This window comes from Pseudomonas plecoglossicida NBRC 103162 = DSM 15088, from assembly GCF_000730665.1.
GTDB classification, from domain to species: domain Bacteria; phylum Pseudomonadota; class Gammaproteobacteria; order Pseudomonadales; family Pseudomonadaceae; genus Aquipseudomonas; species Aquipseudomonas plecoglossicida.
Window position 1 is genome coordinate 138746 of the sequence record NZ_BBIV01000002.1, and the last position, 15096, is coordinate 153841.

14 protein-coding genes are annotated in these 15096 nt (G+C 64.2%); 6 read left to right on the forward strand and 8 right to left on the reverse strand.

Annotated elements, in window-relative coordinates; all coding sequences use genetic code 11:
- Positions 1 to 22 precede the first annotated feature (22 nt).
- The gene (ilvD, locus tag PPL01S_RS00760; protein WP_016393334.1) at positions 23 to 1864 is read right to left on the reverse strand and encodes a dihydroxy-acid dehydratase; all 1842 of its coding nucleotides are present in this window, start codon (positions 1862 to 1864) and stop codon (positions 23 to 25) included.
- A 305-nt stretch (positions 1865 to 2169) separates the two neighbouring features.
- Here ilvD and PPL01S_RS00765 point away from each other — a divergent pair, with 305 nt between their 5' ends.
- A complete protein-coding gene (locus PPL01S_RS00765) occupies positions 2170 to 3261 on the forward strand; it encodes a phosphatidylinositol-specific phospholipase C (RefSeq protein WP_028625068.1) in 1092 nt (363 codons plus the stop codon).
- Positions 3262 to 3506: 245 nt separating this feature from the next.
- Positions 3507 to 4562: a magnesium transporter gene (gene mgtE / locus PPL01S_RS00770; RefSeq protein ID WP_016393336.1), complete on the forward strand. Its 1056-nt coding sequence runs from the start codon at positions 3507 to 3509 to the stop codon at positions 4560 to 4562.
- Between the two features lie 139 nt (positions 4563 to 4701).
- On the opposite strand, the gene PPL01S_RS00775 is transcribed toward mgtE, so the two are convergent.
- Positions 4702 to 5898: a class I SAM-dependent rRNA methyltransferase gene (locus PPL01S_RS00775; RefSeq protein ID WP_016393337.1), complete on the reverse strand. Its 1197-nt coding sequence runs from the start codon at positions 5896 to 5898 to the stop codon at positions 4702 to 4704.
- A gap of 204 nt (positions 5899 to 6102) precedes the next feature.
- On the opposite strand from PPL01S_RS00775, the gene PPL01S_RS00780 reads away from it, so the two are divergent.
- The gene (locus PPL01S_RS00780; RefSeq protein ID WP_174435900.1) at positions 6103 to 6921 is read left to right on the forward strand and encodes an HDOD domain-containing protein; all 819 of its coding nucleotides are present in this window, start codon (positions 6103 to 6105) and stop codon (positions 6919 to 6921) included.
- Positions 6922 to 6924: 3 nt separating this feature from the next.
- The gene (gene mutM, locus PPL01S_RS00785; RefSeq protein ID WP_016393339.1) at positions 6925 to 7737 is read left to right on the forward strand and encodes a bifunctional DNA-formamidopyrimidine glycosylase/DNA-(apurinic or apyrimidinic site) lyase; all 813 of its coding nucleotides are present in this window, start codon (positions 6925 to 6927) and stop codon (positions 7735 to 7737) included.
- Positions 7738 to 7831: 94 nt separating this feature from the next.
- On the opposite strand, the gene PPL01S_RS00790 is transcribed toward mutM, so the two are convergent.
- The 5 genes from PPL01S_RS00790 to PPL01S_RS00810 all read right to left on the reverse strand — a co-directional run bounded on the left by PPL01S_RS00790 (position 7832) and on the right by PPL01S_RS00810 (position 12329).
- Positions 7832 to 8083 (reverse strand): YfhL family 4Fe-4S dicluster ferredoxin, encoded by a 252-nt coding sequence (locus PPL01S_RS00790; protein ID WP_016393340.1) that lies wholly within the window; start codon positions 8081 to 8083, stop codon positions 7832 to 7834.
- Between the two features lie 108 nt (positions 8084 to 8191).
- The gene (gene coaD / locus PPL01S_RS00795; protein ID WP_016393341.1) at positions 8192 to 8671 is read right to left on the reverse strand and encodes a pantetheine-phosphate adenylyltransferase; all 480 of its coding nucleotides are present in this window, start codon (positions 8669 to 8671) and stop codon (positions 8192 to 8194) included.
- 111 nt (positions 8672 to 8782) lie between these two features.
- Positions 8783 to 10381, reverse strand: a complete 1599-nt coding sequence (locus tag PPL01S_RS00800) for a GMC family oxidoreductase (protein WP_016393342.1) — start codon at positions 10379 to 10381, stop codon at positions 8783 to 8785.
- Between the two features lie 21 nt (positions 10382 to 10402).
- Positions 10403 to 10888: a hypothetical protein gene (locus PPL01S_RS00805; RefSeq protein ID WP_016393343.1), complete on the reverse strand. Its 486-nt coding sequence runs from the start codon at positions 10886 to 10888 to the stop codon at positions 10403 to 10405.
- A 10-nt stretch (positions 10889 to 10898) separates the two neighbouring features.
- Entirely contained in the window at positions 10899 to 12329 is a 1431-nt protein-coding gene (locus PPL01S_RS00810) for a coniferyl aldehyde dehydrogenase (protein WP_028625070.1), read from the reverse strand.
- 151 nt (positions 12330 to 12480) lie between these two features.
- On the opposite strand from PPL01S_RS00810, the gene PPL01S_RS00815 reads away from it, so the two are divergent.
- Together PPL01S_RS00815 and PPL01S_RS00820 are read left to right on the forward strand one after the other, a co-directional pair.
- Positions 12481 to 13146 (forward strand): TetR/AcrR family transcriptional regulator, encoded by a 666-nt coding sequence (locus PPL01S_RS00815; RefSeq protein ID WP_016393345.1) that lies wholly within the window; start codon positions 12481 to 12483, stop codon positions 13144 to 13146.
- 35 nt (positions 13147 to 13181) lie between these two features.
- The gene (locus tag PPL01S_RS00820; protein WP_016393346.1) at positions 13182 to 14036 is read left to right on the forward strand and encodes a sulfurtransferase; all 855 of its coding nucleotides are present in this window, start codon (positions 13182 to 13184) and stop codon (positions 14034 to 14036) included.
- A 64-nt stretch (positions 14037 to 14100) separates the two neighbouring features.
- Here PPL01S_RS00820 and PPL01S_RS00825 read toward each other — a convergent pair whose 3' ends face one another.
- On the reverse strand, positions 14101 to 15093 hold the full coding sequence (locus PPL01S_RS00825; protein ID WP_028625071.1) for a hydrolase: 993 nt from the start codon (positions 15091 to 15093) through the stop codon (positions 14101 to 14103).
- Positions 15094 to 15096: the final 3 nt, after the last annotated feature.

Here is a 15096-nt window from a genome sequence, read left to right on the forward strand (position 1 = left end):
CGGTTTTTACTCCTTCAGGGCCTCACAGCCCTTCCAGCATCGCCTTGTTGCGTACAGCACCCTTGTCGGCACTGGTCGCCAGCAGCGCATAGGCTTTCAGCGCGGTAGTGACCTTGCGCGGACGCACTTCGGCCGGCTTCCAGCCCTTCTTGTCCTGCTCGACGCGCCGCGCCGCCAGCTCTTCATCACTGACTTGCAGGTTGATCGAGCGGTTAGGGATGTCGATCAGCACCTTGTCGCCGTCGCGCACCAGGCCGATGGCGCCGCCAGCGGCCGCTTCCGGCGAAGCGTGGCCGATGGACAGGCCCGAGGTCCCGCCCGAGAAGCGGCCGTCGGTGAGCAGGGCGCAAGCCTTGCCCAGGCCCTTGGATTTCAGGTACGAGGTCGGGTAGAGCATCTCTTGCATGCCCGGGCCGCCTTTCGGGCCTTCGTAGCGGATGATGACGATGTCACCGGCCTTCACTTCATCGGCGAGGATGCCGCGCACGGCGCTGTCCTGGCTTTCGAAGATCTTCGCGTTGCCTTCGAACACGTGGATCGACTCGTCGACACCGGCGGTCTTCACCACGCAACCGTCGAGGGCGATGTTGCCGTACAGCACGGCCAGGCCGCCTTCTTGCGAGTAGGCGTGCTCGAAGCTGCGGATGCAGCCGTTCTCGCGGTCGTCGTCGAGGGTTTCCCAACGGGTCGACTGGCTGAACGCGGTCTGGGTCGGGATGCCCGCGGGGCCGGCCTTGAAGAAGGTGTGCACCGCTTCGTCATCGGTCTGGGTGATGTCCCATTTGGCGATGGCTTCTTCCATGCTGCGGCTGTGCACGGTCGGCAGGTCGGTGTGCAACAGGCCGCCACGGGCCAGCGAGCCGAGGATGCTGAAGATGCCACCGGCGCGGTGGACGTCCTCCATGTGGTACTTCTGGATGTTCGGCGCCACCTTGCACAGCTGCGGCACCTTGCGCGACAGGCGGTCGATGTCGCGCAGGTCGAACGCTACCTCGCCTTCCTGGGCTGCGGCGAGCAGGTGCAGGATGGTGTTGGTGGAACCGCCCATGGCGATGTCGAGCATCATGGCGTTCTCGAACGCCTTGAAGTTGGCGATGCTGCGCGGCAGCACCGACTCGTCGTTCTCGCCGTAGTAACGCTTGCACAGCTCGACAATGGTGCGGCCGGCGGTGAGGAACAGCTGTTCACGGTCGGCGTGGGTGGCCAGAGTCGAACCGTTGCCCGGCAGGGCCAGGCCCAGGGCTTCGGTCAGGCAGTTCATCGAGTTGGCGGTGAACATGCCGGAGCAGGAACCGCAGGTCGGGCAGGCGCTGCGCTCGTACTCGGCGACTTTTTCGTCGGAAGCCGTGGAGTCGGCGGCGATGACCATGGCGTCTACCAGGTCCAGGCCGTGGCTGGCGAGCTTGGTCTTGCCGGCTTCCATCGGGCCACCGGAGACGAAGATCACCGGAATGTTCAGGCGCAGGGCGGCCATCAGCATGCCGGGGGTGATCTTGTCGCAGTTGGAGATGCAGACGATGGCGTCGGCGCAGTGGGCGTTGACCATGTACTCCACGGCGTCGGCGATGATCTCGCGGCTCGGCAGGGAATAGAGCATGCCGTCATGGCCCATGGCGATGCCGTCGTCGACCGCGATGGTGTTGAATTCCTTGGCCACGCCACCGGCGCGTTCGATCTCGCGGGCGACCAGCTGGCCCAGGTCCTTCAGGTGCACATGCCCCGGGACGAACTGGGTGAACGAGTTGGCGATGGCGATGATCGGTTTCTTGAAATCTTCGTCCTTCATCCCGGTTGCGCGCCACAGTGCACGGGCGCCGGCCATGTTGCGGCCTTGGGTGGAGGTCTTGGAACGATAATCAGGCATGAAGCGCTCCTGGCGGCTGAATCAGGTCACAAAAAGGGAAGTGAGCTTCTCTTGTCCTTTGCACCGCAGGCCGGTTGCCACTGGCACGTATGGGGGCCCAAGACACTACGGGATCGCCGCATGCTTGGCCAGAGCTCATAAACCCGCCGGGGGATGACTGGCGATGAATAGCCCGATTCTACACCGCTGGCGCGGCGAGGGAATGAGTAAGCGCATGTAACCCGAGGTGCGGTCGTCTGGCTCCGCTAACTATCTAGCGCCATGTGCAGAGCCCGGTCTTTAACGTAGCGAAGGTCAATCGCCCTTTGGAGAACTTCATCATGCGAGCCTTCTGCACACTTCTCGGCCTTGGCGGTCTGCTGTTGTGCCTCACGGTTCAGGCCTATCCTCACTTGGATGGTGCCTACTCCCACGATGCCAATGATCCCTTCACCCGCAAGAACGACTGGATGGCGTCGATACGTGACGATGTGCAACTGAGTGAGTTGGCGATGCCGGGCACCCACGACTCGGCAACGTTCGACAAGCACTTGTTCCCCATCGTCGACGACATCGTCGTCACGCAGTCACTCAACTTCGACGAACAGCTCAACTATGGCATCAGGGTGCTCGACCTGCGCTTGAGGCGAACCGGCGATGCCCTGGCCCTGCATCACGGCCCGGTCTATCTCGACAAGATGTTTGGCTCGGCCTTGCGCTCGATCGAACGGTTTCTCCAGGCCAACCCCAGTGAAACAGTGCTGTTCAGGGTCAGGGAGGAACACCAGGCGGACAGCAATGTAACTGCCAGTCTGGTGGACGTGTTCGACCGCTACATGAAGCAGTTTTCCAGTACCCACCTGAAGGCCCCGCGCAGCAATGTCACGCTGGGTGAGGCACGTGGGAAGTTCGTGGTGCTATCCAATGTGTCCAACCTGAACCCCTACGGGCTCAGCTATGGCAACTTCGACGTTCAGGATGCCTACGCGCTGACTACCAACTGGGACTTGCACGACAAGTACATCAAGGTCATGCACCAGCTGTATCGGGCGGCAGCGGGGGATCCGAACAGGTTCTACGTGAATTATCTGTCAGGAAGTGGGGGGGCTTTTCCCTACTTCGTCGCCAGTGGGCATGTGTCGCCTGCCACGGATGCACCCAGGCTCTCTACCGGGCTGGTTTCCGTAGATAACGTGGCCTGGTACACGAGCTTTCCGCGGACGACCTGCGTGCTCGGGCTATGCACCATTTCCTTCGAAGGAACCAACGTTCTGACACGGGATGACCTGAAGGGTCTCAATGCATGGGGAACGAGCAAAAGAACCGTAGGCATTATCATGGCGGACTTCCCGGGAGAGTCGCTGATTGCCAACATCATCGCCAACAACCATCACGTTTTGCATGATTTAGGGAAGTGATTTGTAGGAAGGCTCTGAAAAGCCTTTACCTGCCGCTTTCCCAGCTGACGCCACTTGCAACCTTGCCTATTATACCCGCGCCGCATGTGCGGCTTGACGAGAAGCACCCTTAATGGACCTTCCCAGTTTTTGGTTCGACATGAACCCACAATCTGGCACTGAGCACGCCGCCGCCAGGGCTACCGAGGGCTTGAGTCGATGTGACTGAGGTCTGTGGGCGCCTGCGTCGGCGCCTGGAGAACCTCATGCAACACGTTTCCGATTTCCGTGATACCCCACAGGCCCTGCGCCAGGCCGCCCAGGCCCGGCGCGATGATTTCCTGCACCCGGACGGCTACGGCGAAGGTACGGCTGGCAGTCTGATGACCAGCGAGTACTCGAGCCTCGACGCCGGCCTGACCGCCAGCCAGGCCATCGACATGCTGCGCCGGGAGGCGGCGGATGCCGAAACCATCTATCAGTCCTACGTGCTCGACGGGCAGCGCAACCTGCTTGGCACGCTGTCCTTGCGGGAACTCATCCTGGCAGCGCCGGACGAACCCATCGAGCGCATCATGGTGCGCAAGCTCATCTGCGTCTGCATCACTACCCGCCAGGAAGAGGTGGCGCGCAAGATCCGTGAGCATGACCTGCTGGCCGTGCCGGTACTGGATGAGGCAGGGCGCCTGGTGGGCATTGTCACCTGCGACGAAGCATTCGACGTGGTGGTGGAAGAAGCCACCGAGGATTTCCACAAGGGTGCGTCGATCACCAATCATGTCGGCAACCTGCGCGATGCCACGGTCAGTCTGCTGTACCGCAAGCGCGTGCTGTGGCTGGTGCTGCTGGTGTTCGGCAACCTGTTCTCGGGGGCGGGAATCGCGGCGTTCGAAGAGACTATCGCTGCGCATATCGTCCTGGTGTTCTTCCTGCCGCTGCTGGTAGACAGCGGTGGCAATGCCGGGGCGCAGTCGGCGACGCTGATGGTGCGCGGCCTGGCGACGGGGGAAGTGGTGATGCGCGACTGGCTGCGCATGCTGGGGCGTGAGTGCGGGGTCGCGTTGGCACTGGGTGGCACCATGGCGCTGGCAGTGGCATCGCTCGGGGCACTGCGCGGTGGGCCGGAAATTGCCGTGATCGTCGCCAGCAGCATGCTGGTGATCGTGTTGCTGGGCAGTCTGATCGGCATGAGCCTGCCGTTCATGTTTACCAAGCTTAAACTGGATCCTGCGACAGCCAGTGGGCCGTTGGTGACCTCGATCGCCGATGCGGCGGGGGTGCTGGTGTACTTCGGGATCGCTTCGTACGTGCTGGATATCTGAGGTGTCCATGGGGCCGCTTTGCAGCCCAATCGCGGGCAAGCCCGCTCCTACAGGTTCAGCGCAAGTCTCATTGCGTGCGCTGGCCTGTAGGAGCGGGCTTGCCCGCGATTGGGCCGCAAAGCGGCCCCGTGGCCAAGACTCAGCTGTTGGGCAGCAAGCGGCAGGTGATGCTCTTGATGTAGCGGGTCTCGGCAATCGCCGGGTGCACTGGGTGGTCCGGGCCCTGGCCACCGCGCTCGAGCAGTTGCAGGTTGCGGTCCAGGTGGCGAGCGCTGGTCAGCAGAATGTTGTTCAGGTCGTCTTCAGGCAGGTGCATCGAGCACGAGGCGCTGACCAGGATGCCGTCCTTGTTCAACATGCGCATGGCCTGCTCGTTGAGGCGACGGTAGGCCGCTTCACCGTTCTTCAGGTCTTTCTTGCGCTTGATGAAGGCGGGTGGGTCGGCAATGATCACGTCGAAACGTTCTTCGGCCGCTTTCAGCTCGCGCAGGGCCTCGAACACGTCGCCTTCGATGCAGGTCAGTTTCTCGCTGATACCGTTGAGCGCGGCGTTACGCTCGACGCCGTCCAGGGCGAAGCCCGAGGCGTCGACACAGAACACTTCGCTGGCGCCGAATGCGCCGGCCTGCACGCCCCAGCCCCCGATGTAGCTGAACAGGTCGAGCACGCGCTTGCCTTTGACATAGGGCGCCAGGCGCGCGCGGTTCATGCGGTGGTCGTAGAACCAGCCGGTCTTCTGCCCTTCGCGGACCGGCGCTTCGAACTTCACGCCGTTCTCTTCCAGCGGCACCCAGTCCGGCACTTCGCCGTAGACGGTTTCGACGTAGCGCTGCAGGCCTTCGGCATCGCGAGCTGCGGAATCGTTCTTGAACAGGATACCGCTTGGCTTGAGTACCTGGACCAGGGCGGCGATCACGTCATCCTTGTGCAGCTCCATGGTGGCCGAGGCCAGCTGGACCACGAGGATGTCGAAGAAGCGGTCGACCACCAGGCCGGGCAGCAGGTCGGAATCGCCGTAGACCAGGCGGTAGCACGGCTTGTCGAACAGGCGCTCGCGCAGCGACAGGGCGACGTTGAGCCGGTGCACCAGCAGCGACTTGTCCAGCGGCAGCTTGACGTCGCGCGACAGCAGGCGGGCGCAGATCAGGTTGTTCGGGCTCAGCGCCACGACGCCCAGCGGCTTGCCACCGGCCGTCTCGAGGATCGCCTGCTGGCCGGCCTGGAAGCCTTGCAGCGGGGTCGCGCTGACGTCGACTTCGTTGCTGTAGACCCACAAGTGGCCGGCGCGCAGGCGGCGGTCGGCATTGGCTTTGAGGCGAAGGCTGGGCAGGGACATGACGTCGCTCCGGGAAAAAAGAGCGGGAGTATAACGGGTTGGCCCCTGGAGTGGGGCAGGGCTCGACAAAGTGCTGGCTTGATCGCCGGCAAGCCGGCTCCCACGGCTTCACCGATGCTAGAATCCCGCGTCCTCAAGGAGTGTGCACGCATGTCCCAAGAACTCAGCGCCGAACAGATCCAGCAAGCCCTGCAAGGCATCACCATTCCGCCGCAACCGCAGATCATGGTCGACCTGCAGTTCGAGCAGTACATGCCCGACCCGGACCTGGAAACCATCGCCAGGCTGATTTCCCAGGACCCCGGCCTGTCTGGCGCATTGCTCAAGCTGGTCAATTCGCCGCACTTCGGCCTGGCCAACAAGATCGGCTCGATCCAGCGGGCGGTCAATTTGCTGGGCAGCCGCTCGATCATCAACCTGATCAACGCCCAGTCGATCAAGGGCGAGATGAGCGACGAGACCATCGTCACCCTCAACCGCTTCTGGGACACCGCCCAGGATGTGGCCATGACCTGCCTGACCCTGGCCAAGCGCACCGGTATCCAGGCGGCGGACGAGGCCTACACCCTCGGCCTGTTCCATGATTGCGGCGTGCCGCTGATGCTCAAGCGCTTTCCCGACTACATGCAGGTGCTGGAAGACGCCTACGCCAATGCGGGCGAGCAGACCCGGGTAGTCGACACCGAAAACCGCGTCTTCAACACCAATCATTCGGTGGTCGGCTACTTCACCGCCAAGTCGTGGCGCTTGCCGGAGCACATCAGCGCAGCCATCGCCAACCATCACAACGCACTGGCCGTGTTCCGCGAGGAATCGTCGCGCAACACCCAGAATCAGCTGAAGAACCTGCTGGCGGTGCTGAAGATGGCCGAGCACATCTGCGCCTCGTATCGCGTGCTGGGCAACCAGAGCGTCGACCGTGAATGGCAAGTGGTCGGCCCGCTGGTACTCGACTATATCGGCTTGTCGGAGTACGACTTCGAGAACCTCAAACAGAACATTCGCGAGCTGGGCGGGCACTGATCCATGCCAGAACTACCCGAAGTCGAAACTACCCGGCGCGGTATCGCGCCGCACCTGCAAGGCCAGCGCGTCAGCCGCGTGGTGGTGCGTGACCGGCGCCTGCGCTGGCCGATCCCCGAGGACCTGGACGTGCGCCTGTCCGGGCAGCGCATCGTGAGCGTCGATCGGCGCGCCAAGTACCTGTTGATCAATGCCGAAGTGGGCACGCTGATCAGCCACCTGGGCATGTCGGGCAACTTGCGGCTGGTCGAGGTGGGGCTGCCGGCGGGCAAGCATGAGCACGTCGACATCGAGCTGGAGTCGGGGCTGATGCTGCGCTACACCGACCCGCGGCGTTTCGGCGCCATGCTCTGGAGCCTCGATCCGCTCAACCATGAGCTGCTGCTGCGCCTGGGGCCCGAGCCGCTGACCGACCTGTTCGACGGCGAGCGCCTGTTCCAGCTGTCGCGCGGGCGGTCGATGGCGGTCAAGCCGTTCATCATGGACAACGCGGTGGTGGTGGGGGTGGGCAACATCTATGCGACCGAAGCGTTGTTTGCGGCGGGTATCGACCCACGGCGGGAGGCGGGTGGCATTTCGCGGGCGCGCTATCTGAAGCTGGCCATCGAGATCAAGCGCGTGCTGGCGGCAGCCATCGAGCAGGGTGGCACCACCTTGCGCGATTTCATTGGTGGCGACGGGCAGCCGGGGTACTTCCAGCAGGAGCTGTTCGCCTATGGGCGCGGCGGGATGCCGTGCAAGCTGTGCGGCACGACCTTGCGCGAGGTGAAGCTGGGGCAGCGGGCCAGCGTGTACTGCCCGCGCTGCCAGCGCTGAATTCGAGGGCCTTATCGCCGGCAAGCCGGCTCCCACAGGGTTCGGTGTGATCCATGTGGGAGCCGGCGTGCCGGCGATGAAGGCGCTGCTGAAATCAGCCCTTGCCGGTAATCCGGCGGTACTTGGCCATCAGCTCATCCTGGGTTTCCGGGTGCGCTTCATCCAGCGGGATGCAGTCGACCGGGCAGACCTGCTGGCACTGCGGCTCATCGTAGTGACCCACGCACTGGGTGCACAGGTTCGGGTCGATCACGTAGATCTCTTCGCCTTGGGAGATGGCCTCGTTCGGGCACTCGGGTTCGCAGACGTCGCAGTTGATGCAATCGTCGGTGATGATCAGGGACATGGGGACTCCGGCCGGGGCTCTGCGCCCGGGCATGTTCAACGCAATGGGCACAATTGTGCCGCATTCGCGCCCGCAGTGCACGCGGGCGCGATAATCAGGCGCGCAGGCTTACTTCTTGAACCGCTCGGTCAAGGCCTCGGCCACGATCGGGTGGACGAACTTGCTGATATCGCCGCCTAACGCGGCAATTTCCCGCACTAGTGTCGAGGAAATGAACGAATAACGCTCCGAAGGCGTGAGGAACAGGCTCTCGACGTCGGGCGCCAGTTGCCGGTTCATGTTCGCCAGCTGGAATTCGTACTCGAAGTCCGACACTGCACGCAGGCCACGCAGGAAGACATTGGCACCTTGCTCCTTGGCGAAATGCGCCAGCAGCGAAGAGAAGCCGATGACTTCGACATTGGGCAGGTGCTTGGTGACCTCACGGGCCAGCGCCACCCGTTGTTCCAGCGGGAACAGGGGGTTTTTCTTGGGGCTGGCCGCCACCGCGATGATCACGTGGTCGAAAAGCCGCGAGGCGCGTTCGACCAGGTCGCCATGGCCTTTGGTAATGGGGTCGAAAGTACCCGGGTACAACACTCGGTTCATCGCGTCGTCCTGGCTGGAGTGCGTTGGGGAGTCGGATGGTAGCGCAGCGATTGCGCCCGGCCAAGTCATGCGGCCGGCTGATGGCACTATAGACAGGCGGTGTATTCGTTGTCATGCACTGTGTGCCAGGCGGGCGACCAGGGCATCGCTGAGCTTCGCGCTGAGGGCGTAGACCGACAACTGTGGGTTGGCGCCGATGCTGGTGGGAAACAGGGAACCGTCATGGATCGACAGGTTCTCCAGCTGGTGGTGGCGGCCCAGGCTGTCGCACACCGCCTGGCGCGGGTCTTCGCCCATGGCGCAGCCGCCCATGACGTGGGCGCTGCCCAATCGTGTGCGAAACAGCGCCAGGTGCAGGGCGTCGATCATGCTTTGCGCCTGGGCCAGGCTGGTCGCGGCGCGTGCATCGCTGTGCACGGGGGTCACGTGGGTGGCGCCAGCCGCGAACTGGATCTGCGCCATGCTGCGGTAGGCCCGGCGCAGGCCGTCGCGCAAGTAATCGCTGACCGGGTAATCGAGCACCGGCGAGCCGTCGCCGCGCAACTGCACCGCGCCGCCAGGGCTTTGCGGGTGGAAGCCGTCGCGCAGCAGTGCCAGCATCACGTGGGTATTAGGCAGCTCGGCCATGCGCTGGGCATTGTCGTGGCCATGCCCACCGAGCAGGGTACTGGCGAGGGCCGGGTGCAGGGGCGGTACTTCGAGCTTGTAGCCAACTGCGCCATCGACTCCGTCCTGCCACTGGAAGTGGTCGCTGTAGATGGATTGCGGCGCGCCGTAATAAGGGTCGATACGTTCGTCGAAACGGGCCGCGCTGAAGTTCACCAGGTGCAGGAAGGTGCGCTTGCCCAGACGGTCGTGAGGGTCGGGGGCCTTGGAACGAAGCAGCAGGGCGGGGCTGTTGATGCCGCCACCGGCAAGGATGTAATGGCGGGCGCGCACCTTGATGCTGTGCCCCGTTGGCTGTATGCCTTGGGCATCGAGGGCCTGGCAGTGCAGCTGGGCAATGCGTTCGCCGTCATGCTCGAAGCGCTCGGCCCGCGCCAGGTACAGCAGCTCACCTCCCTTCTCGAGCAGTGCGGGAATGCGCGTCACCAACATCGACTGCTTGGCATTGACCGGGCAGCCCATGCCGCAATAGCCGAGGTTCCAGCAACCCCGCACGTTGCGGGGAATCACTGCCCAGCGGTAGCCCAGTTGTTCGCAGCCACGGCGCAGCACGTCGTTGTTGGCGTTGGGCGGCATGGCCCAGGGAGTGATCCCCAGCTCCTGTTCCACGCGCTCGAACCAGGGGCGCATGGCGGCTTCGCCCATGTCTTTCACACCGTGCACGGTGGCCCAGTGCGCCAGGGTCTGCGCGGGGGTGCGAAAGCTCGAAGTCCAGTTGACCAAGGTCGTGCCGCCCACGGCCCGGCCCTGCAGGATCGTGATGGCGCCATCCTTGCTCATCCTGCCGAGGCCCTCCTGGTACAGGTTGGCGTAGGCCTCGCTTTCAAGCAGCTTGAAGTCGCTGCTGGTCTTCAGCGGGCCTTCCTCGATCAGCAACACCTTGAACCCGGCGGCGCTGAGCAGCTGCGCGCTGGTGGCACCGCCAGCGCCGCTGCCGATCACGGCGATGTCGGCCTGCAGGGTGAGGTCTTGCTCGAGCCGAGAACCGTCGTGGGTGATCCAGCCGCGCTCGAGGCCTTGGCGAAACGGGTCGATGACAGGCATTGAAGAGGCTCTTGTCGGGGGTCAGATTTTCGGTGGGCCGGGATAGCCACAGGCGGCCCAGGCCTGCGGGCATTCGTACCAGGCCATCTGCAGCAGTTGCAGCAGCGAGGCATGGCCCATGCGCAGCAGGTTCAGCGAGCTGTCCTGCCAGCGCTGCAGGAACGCCGTCACTTGCCCGGCATCGGCCTGCTCCCAGGCACCCCAGACCCCCGTCAGCGGGCCCCGGGTCAGGGGCATGCCGAGCACATCGAACAGCTGCCGGGTGAGCTTGAGCATTTCCGGGGACAACGCTGCCAGCTTGTGGTCCAGGCTCTGCAGTACCAGCGCGTCGCTGGCCGCCGTGCCGGCGAGGACAACCGGGATCAGGGCCTTTAGCAGTGGCAGGTCATCGGCGCGTAGCACTTGATAACCACTGGCTGGTGCCTGGGGGCTGCAGCCGACCAGGCTGGCGGTGGCCAGGAAGGCACTGGCGCCGAGGCCCAAACGCAGCAAGTCGCGGCGGTGCATGGCCCAGGCCTCAGCGAATGAACAGTTTGTAGACCAGGCGCTGCAAGGCCTTGCCGTATGGCGGGTAGATCAGTCGCGCAGCGTTCAGGCGCTGCTTGGCAAGCACCGCCTTGGCCTTGCTGAAGGTCAGGAAGCCATCGTGACCGTGATAATGGCCCATGCCGGAAGGGCCGATGCCGCCGAAGGGCAGGTCGTCCTGGGCCACATGCAGCAGGGTGTCGTTGAGGCAGACGCCGCCGGAGTGACTGCGCTGCAACACATGCTGCTGCTCTGCTCGGTCATAGCCGAAGTAGTACAACGCCAACGGGCGCGGACGCTGGTTGATGTAGGCCAGCGCCTCGTCGAGGCTGTCATAGGGCACCAGCGGCAGCAGCGGGCCGAAGATCTCGTCTTGCATCACGTGCATGTCGTCGTTCACCTGCTGCAGCAGGTGTGGCGGCAGGCGCCGGCCCTGGCGCGGCTCGTCGGGGTACAGGTCGACGACCCGCGCCCCCTTGGCGCGGGCGTCATCCAGCAATTGCTGGAGCCGCTGCAACTGCCGCGGGTTGATGATGGCGCTGTAGTCGGGGTTGTCGGCGATCCGCGGGTAGAAGCGGCGCACGGCGTTGGTGTAGGCGTCGCTGAAGGCTTCCAGGCGCTCGCGGGGTACCAGCACGTAATCGGGGGCCACGCAGGTCTGGCCGGCGTTGAGCGTCTTGCCGAAGGCGATGCGCTCGGCGGCGGCGTCCAGCGGCACGCTGGCGGAAACGATGGCGGGCGACTTGCCGCCCAGCTCCAGGGTCACCGGGGTGAGGTTCTGCGCTGCAGCCAGCATGACCTGGCGACCGACGCTGGTGGCGCCGGTGAACAACAGGTGATCGAAAGGTAGCCTGGCAAATGCCTGGCCCACTTCGACTTCCCCCAGCACCACGCTGACCAGGTCTTGCGGGAATACGCGCTCGAGCAGCGATTTCAGCGCCTGGGCGCTGGTTGGCGTGGCCTCGCTGAGCTTGAGCATCACCCGGTTGCCGGCGGCCAGGGCGCAGGTCAGTGGGCCGATGGCGAGGAACAATGGGTAGTTCCAGGGGACAATGATGCCAACCACCCCTAACGGTTGATACAACACACGTGCACAGGCGGGTTGGAAGGCCATGCCGACGGTTCTTGCCACCGGGCGCATCCAGCGCCGCAGGTGGCGTTCGGCGTGGCGGATACCTTGTACCGAGGGCAGCAGCTCGGCGAGCAAGGTTTCATCTGCGCTGCGCCCGGAAAAGTCCGCATCGATCGCCTCGATCAGCCCCTGCTGCCCCTCCAGCAACGCTTCGCGCAAGCTCTTCAGCCACTGCAGCCTTTGCGCCGCCGGTGGCATCGGGTTGCCGCTGAACGCCGCGCGCTGGGCGGCGAACGTCGCTGCCAGGTCGGTGTCGGAGTACACAGGAGGCAAGGCAATGGGCGAGGTCACGGTGGCATACCCTCTGATTTCAGAATCCCTAGAGCCTATACTCTAATTCGCGCCGTGGTGGGACTTTTTTCCTGCCGCCCGCCCGTGCATCCGAGGCGTGTTAAGCCGTAAGATGAGCCCTTATCGAACGCCTGCAGACCGAGAGCTGAGCATGGCACCGCGCATCAAGACCCGAGAACGCATCGTGCAGAACAGCCTGGAGCTGTTCAACCAGCAGGGTGAGCGCAGCGTCAGCACCAACCACATTGCCGCGTTCATGGAAATCTCGCCCGGCAACCTGTACTACCACTTCCCCAACAAGCAAGCGATCATCGCCTTGCTGTTCAGCCAGTACGAAGCCCTGGTGGACAGTTTCCTGCGCCCGCCGCAGGGGCGCGCGGCCACGGTGGAAGACAAGCGCTTCTACCTCAAGGCGCTGCTGGCGGCGATGTGGAACTACCGTTTCCTGCACCGCGACCTGGAGCACCTGCTGGACAGCGATGCTGAACTGGCTGCCCGCTACCGGCGTTTTTCCGAGCGTTGCCTGCGCCAGGGCCAGGCGATCTACCGCGGCTTTGTCGATGCCGGAATCCTGGCCATGGAGCCCGCGCAGATCGAATCGCTGACCATCAACGCCTGGATCGTATTGACCTCATGGGTACGCTTTCTCAGCACCACCCGCGAGCATTCTGCCCATCTGGGTGAAGAAGCCTTCAAGCGCGGCGTCTACCAGGTGCTGGTGCTGGAGCTCGGTTTCGTCACCGGCGGCGCCCGTAGCGCCGTCGATGCGCTGTGCCAGGAATTCCACGTACCGTTCAACCAGGCTCTGGAGCAATAGCCCAGGGCCTTCTTGCCATCGATCAGGAGATTGTCATGCCCCTTGCGCAGTTGATCACGCCGCAACAGCTGGCCGAGCGTCTGGACTCGCCCGGACTGGTGATCCTGGATTGTCGTTTTGCCCTGGAAGATGTGGATTACGGCCAGCGCAGCTATGCCTTGGGGCACATCGCCGGGGCGCATTTTGCCGACCTGGAAAAGGATTTGAGCGGCCCTGTGACCAAGGGCCGGACCGGGCGCCATCCGCTGCCCGATCCGCATCGCCTGGTCGAGCGCTTGCGCGAGTGGGGCCTGGACAATGACAGCGAGGTCGTGCTTTACGACGATGGCCCGGGCGCCTTTGCCGCACGTGCCTGGTGGCTGTTGGCCTGGCTGGGCAAGCGCAGCGGCGTGGCCATTCTCGATGGCGGTCTGAAGGCCTGGCACGCGGCCCATCTGCCGTTGAGCCTGGATGCACCGATCAGGCGCGAGGGGTCGTTCACCGGCGAGCCGGACGCCACGTTGCTGATCGATGCCGAGCACCTGGTCAAGCGTCTGGGCAGCCCTGAGCTGACCTTGATCGATGCGCGTGCCTTGCCGCGGTTTCGCGGTGAAGTGGAGCCGATCGACCCGCTGGCCGGGCATATCCCGGGCGCGCAATGTGCGGCGTTCACCGACAACCTGGATGCCGAGGGGCGTTTCCTGGCGCCGGCGCAGCTCGAGCAGCGCTTTGCCGAAAAGCTGGGCGGGCGCACGCCTGAGCAGTTGGTCGCGTATTGCGGGTCGGGGGTGACGGCCTGCCACAACCTGTTCGCCCTGGCGCTGGCCGGGTATCCGTTGGGCAGGCTGTATGCCGGCTCATGGAGCGAGTGGATCAATGATCCGAAACATGGTGTAGCGACAGGCGAGTGAGCAGGCTGGTCACCCACAGTCCATCTGTGGGAGCCGGCTTGCCGGCGATGAGGCCGGTCATGGTTTAGCCGCCCTCGATCAGCCACTGCGGAATCCGTCGCTCCAGGTAATACCCAGGATTTCGCAGGCTGCCCTCGACAAACCCCACATGCCCGCCCCGCTGATGCAGCTCGAAGTGCGTCTGCGCCGCCAGTTCACTGGCGGCGGGCAGGCTGTTGCCGTGCACGAACGGGTCGTCGGTGGAGTGGATGATCAGTGTCGGCGTCCGGTTTTGCCCGAGGAAGTAGCGGCTCGACGAGCGGCGATAGTAGTCGTGGGCGTCGTCGAAGCCATTGAGCGGCGCGGTGATCCTGCCGTCGAAATCCCAGAAGGTCTTCAGGTTGCGCAAGGGGCCCAGGCGGTGGAGCGCGGCCAGCCCTTCATGATGCCCCTTGTCCTGGAAGTGCCGTTGCTTCACCTGCACATAGGCCATCATTTCGCGCATGAAGTGGGCTTGGTACACCTTGGAAAACCCTTGGCCGATGCGGTCCGCGCACTGGTCCAGGCGAAAGGGCACCGAAACCGCCACCGCTGCCTCCAGCTGGCTTGCCGCGCCGCTCTCACCCAGGTACTTGAGCAGCACATTGCCGCCTAGCGAATAGCCGACCGCATACAGCGGTGCCAACGGACGCTCGGCACGCAGGTGGGTGACCACTTCGGCCAGGTCTTCGCTGGCGCCGGAATGGTAGCTGCGCGCCAGCAGGTTGGGCTCGCCCGAGCAGCCGCGCCAGTTCACCGCCACACTGGCCCAGCCGCGAGCCTGCAGTGCCTGCTGCAAGCCTTTGACATAGGGTGAATGGGATGAGCCGGTCAGGCCGTGCAGTACCAGCACCAGCGGAGCATCGGCCTGGTGCGGGCCGTGCCAGTCGAGGTCGAGGAAGTCGCCATCGGCCAGCCACAGACGCTCGCGGTTGCGCTCCAGGGCGGGCAGCTTGCGCCACAGCGGGCCCCACAGGGTCTGCAGGTGAGGATTGGACAGGCCGATGGCCGGGCGGAATGTGGCGGTAAGGCTGGGCATGCT

Coding starts and splice junctions, on each gene's coding strand:
- ilvD (WP_016393334.1), bottom strand. CDS start 1,864: ATGCCTGATTATCGTTCCAAGACCTCCACCCAAGGCCGCAACATGGCC.
- mgtE (WP_016393336.1), top strand. CDS start 3,507: ATGCAACACGTTTCCGATTTCCGTGATACCCCACAGGCCCTGCGCCAG.
- PPL01S_RS00775 (WP_016393337.1), bottom strand. CDS start 5,898: ATGTCCCTGCCCAGCCTTCGCCTCAAAGCCAATGCCGACCGCCGCCTG.
- mutM (WP_016393339.1), top strand. CDS start 6,925: ATGCCAGAACTACCCGAAGTCGAAACTACCCGGCGCGGTATCGCGCCG.
- PPL01S_RS00790 (WP_016393340.1), bottom strand. CDS start 8,083: ATGTCCCTGATCATCACCGACGATTGCATCAACTGCGACGTCTGCGAA.
- coaD (WP_016393341.1), bottom strand. CDS start 8,671: ATGAACCGAGTGTTGTACCCGGGTACTTTCGACCCCATTACCAAAGGC.
- PPL01S_RS00800 (WP_016393342.1), bottom strand. CDS start 10,381: ATGCCTGTCATCGACCCGTTTCGCCAAGGCCTCGAGCGCGGCTGGATC.
- PPL01S_RS00805 (WP_016393343.1), bottom strand. CDS start 10,888: ATGCACCGCCGCGACTTGCTGCGTTTGGGCCTCGGCGCCAGTGCCTTC.
- PPL01S_RS00815 (WP_016393345.1), top strand. CDS start 12,481: ATGGCACCGCGCATCAAGACCCGAGAACGCATCGTGCAGAACAGCCTG.
- PPL01S_RS00820 (WP_016393346.1), top strand. CDS start 13,182: ATGCCCCTTGCGCAGTTGATCACGCCGCAACAGCTGGCCGAGCGTCTG.
- PPL01S_RS00825 (WP_028625071.1), bottom strand. CDS start 15,093: ATGCCCAGCCTTACCGCCACATTCCGCCCGGCCATCGGCCTGTCCAAT.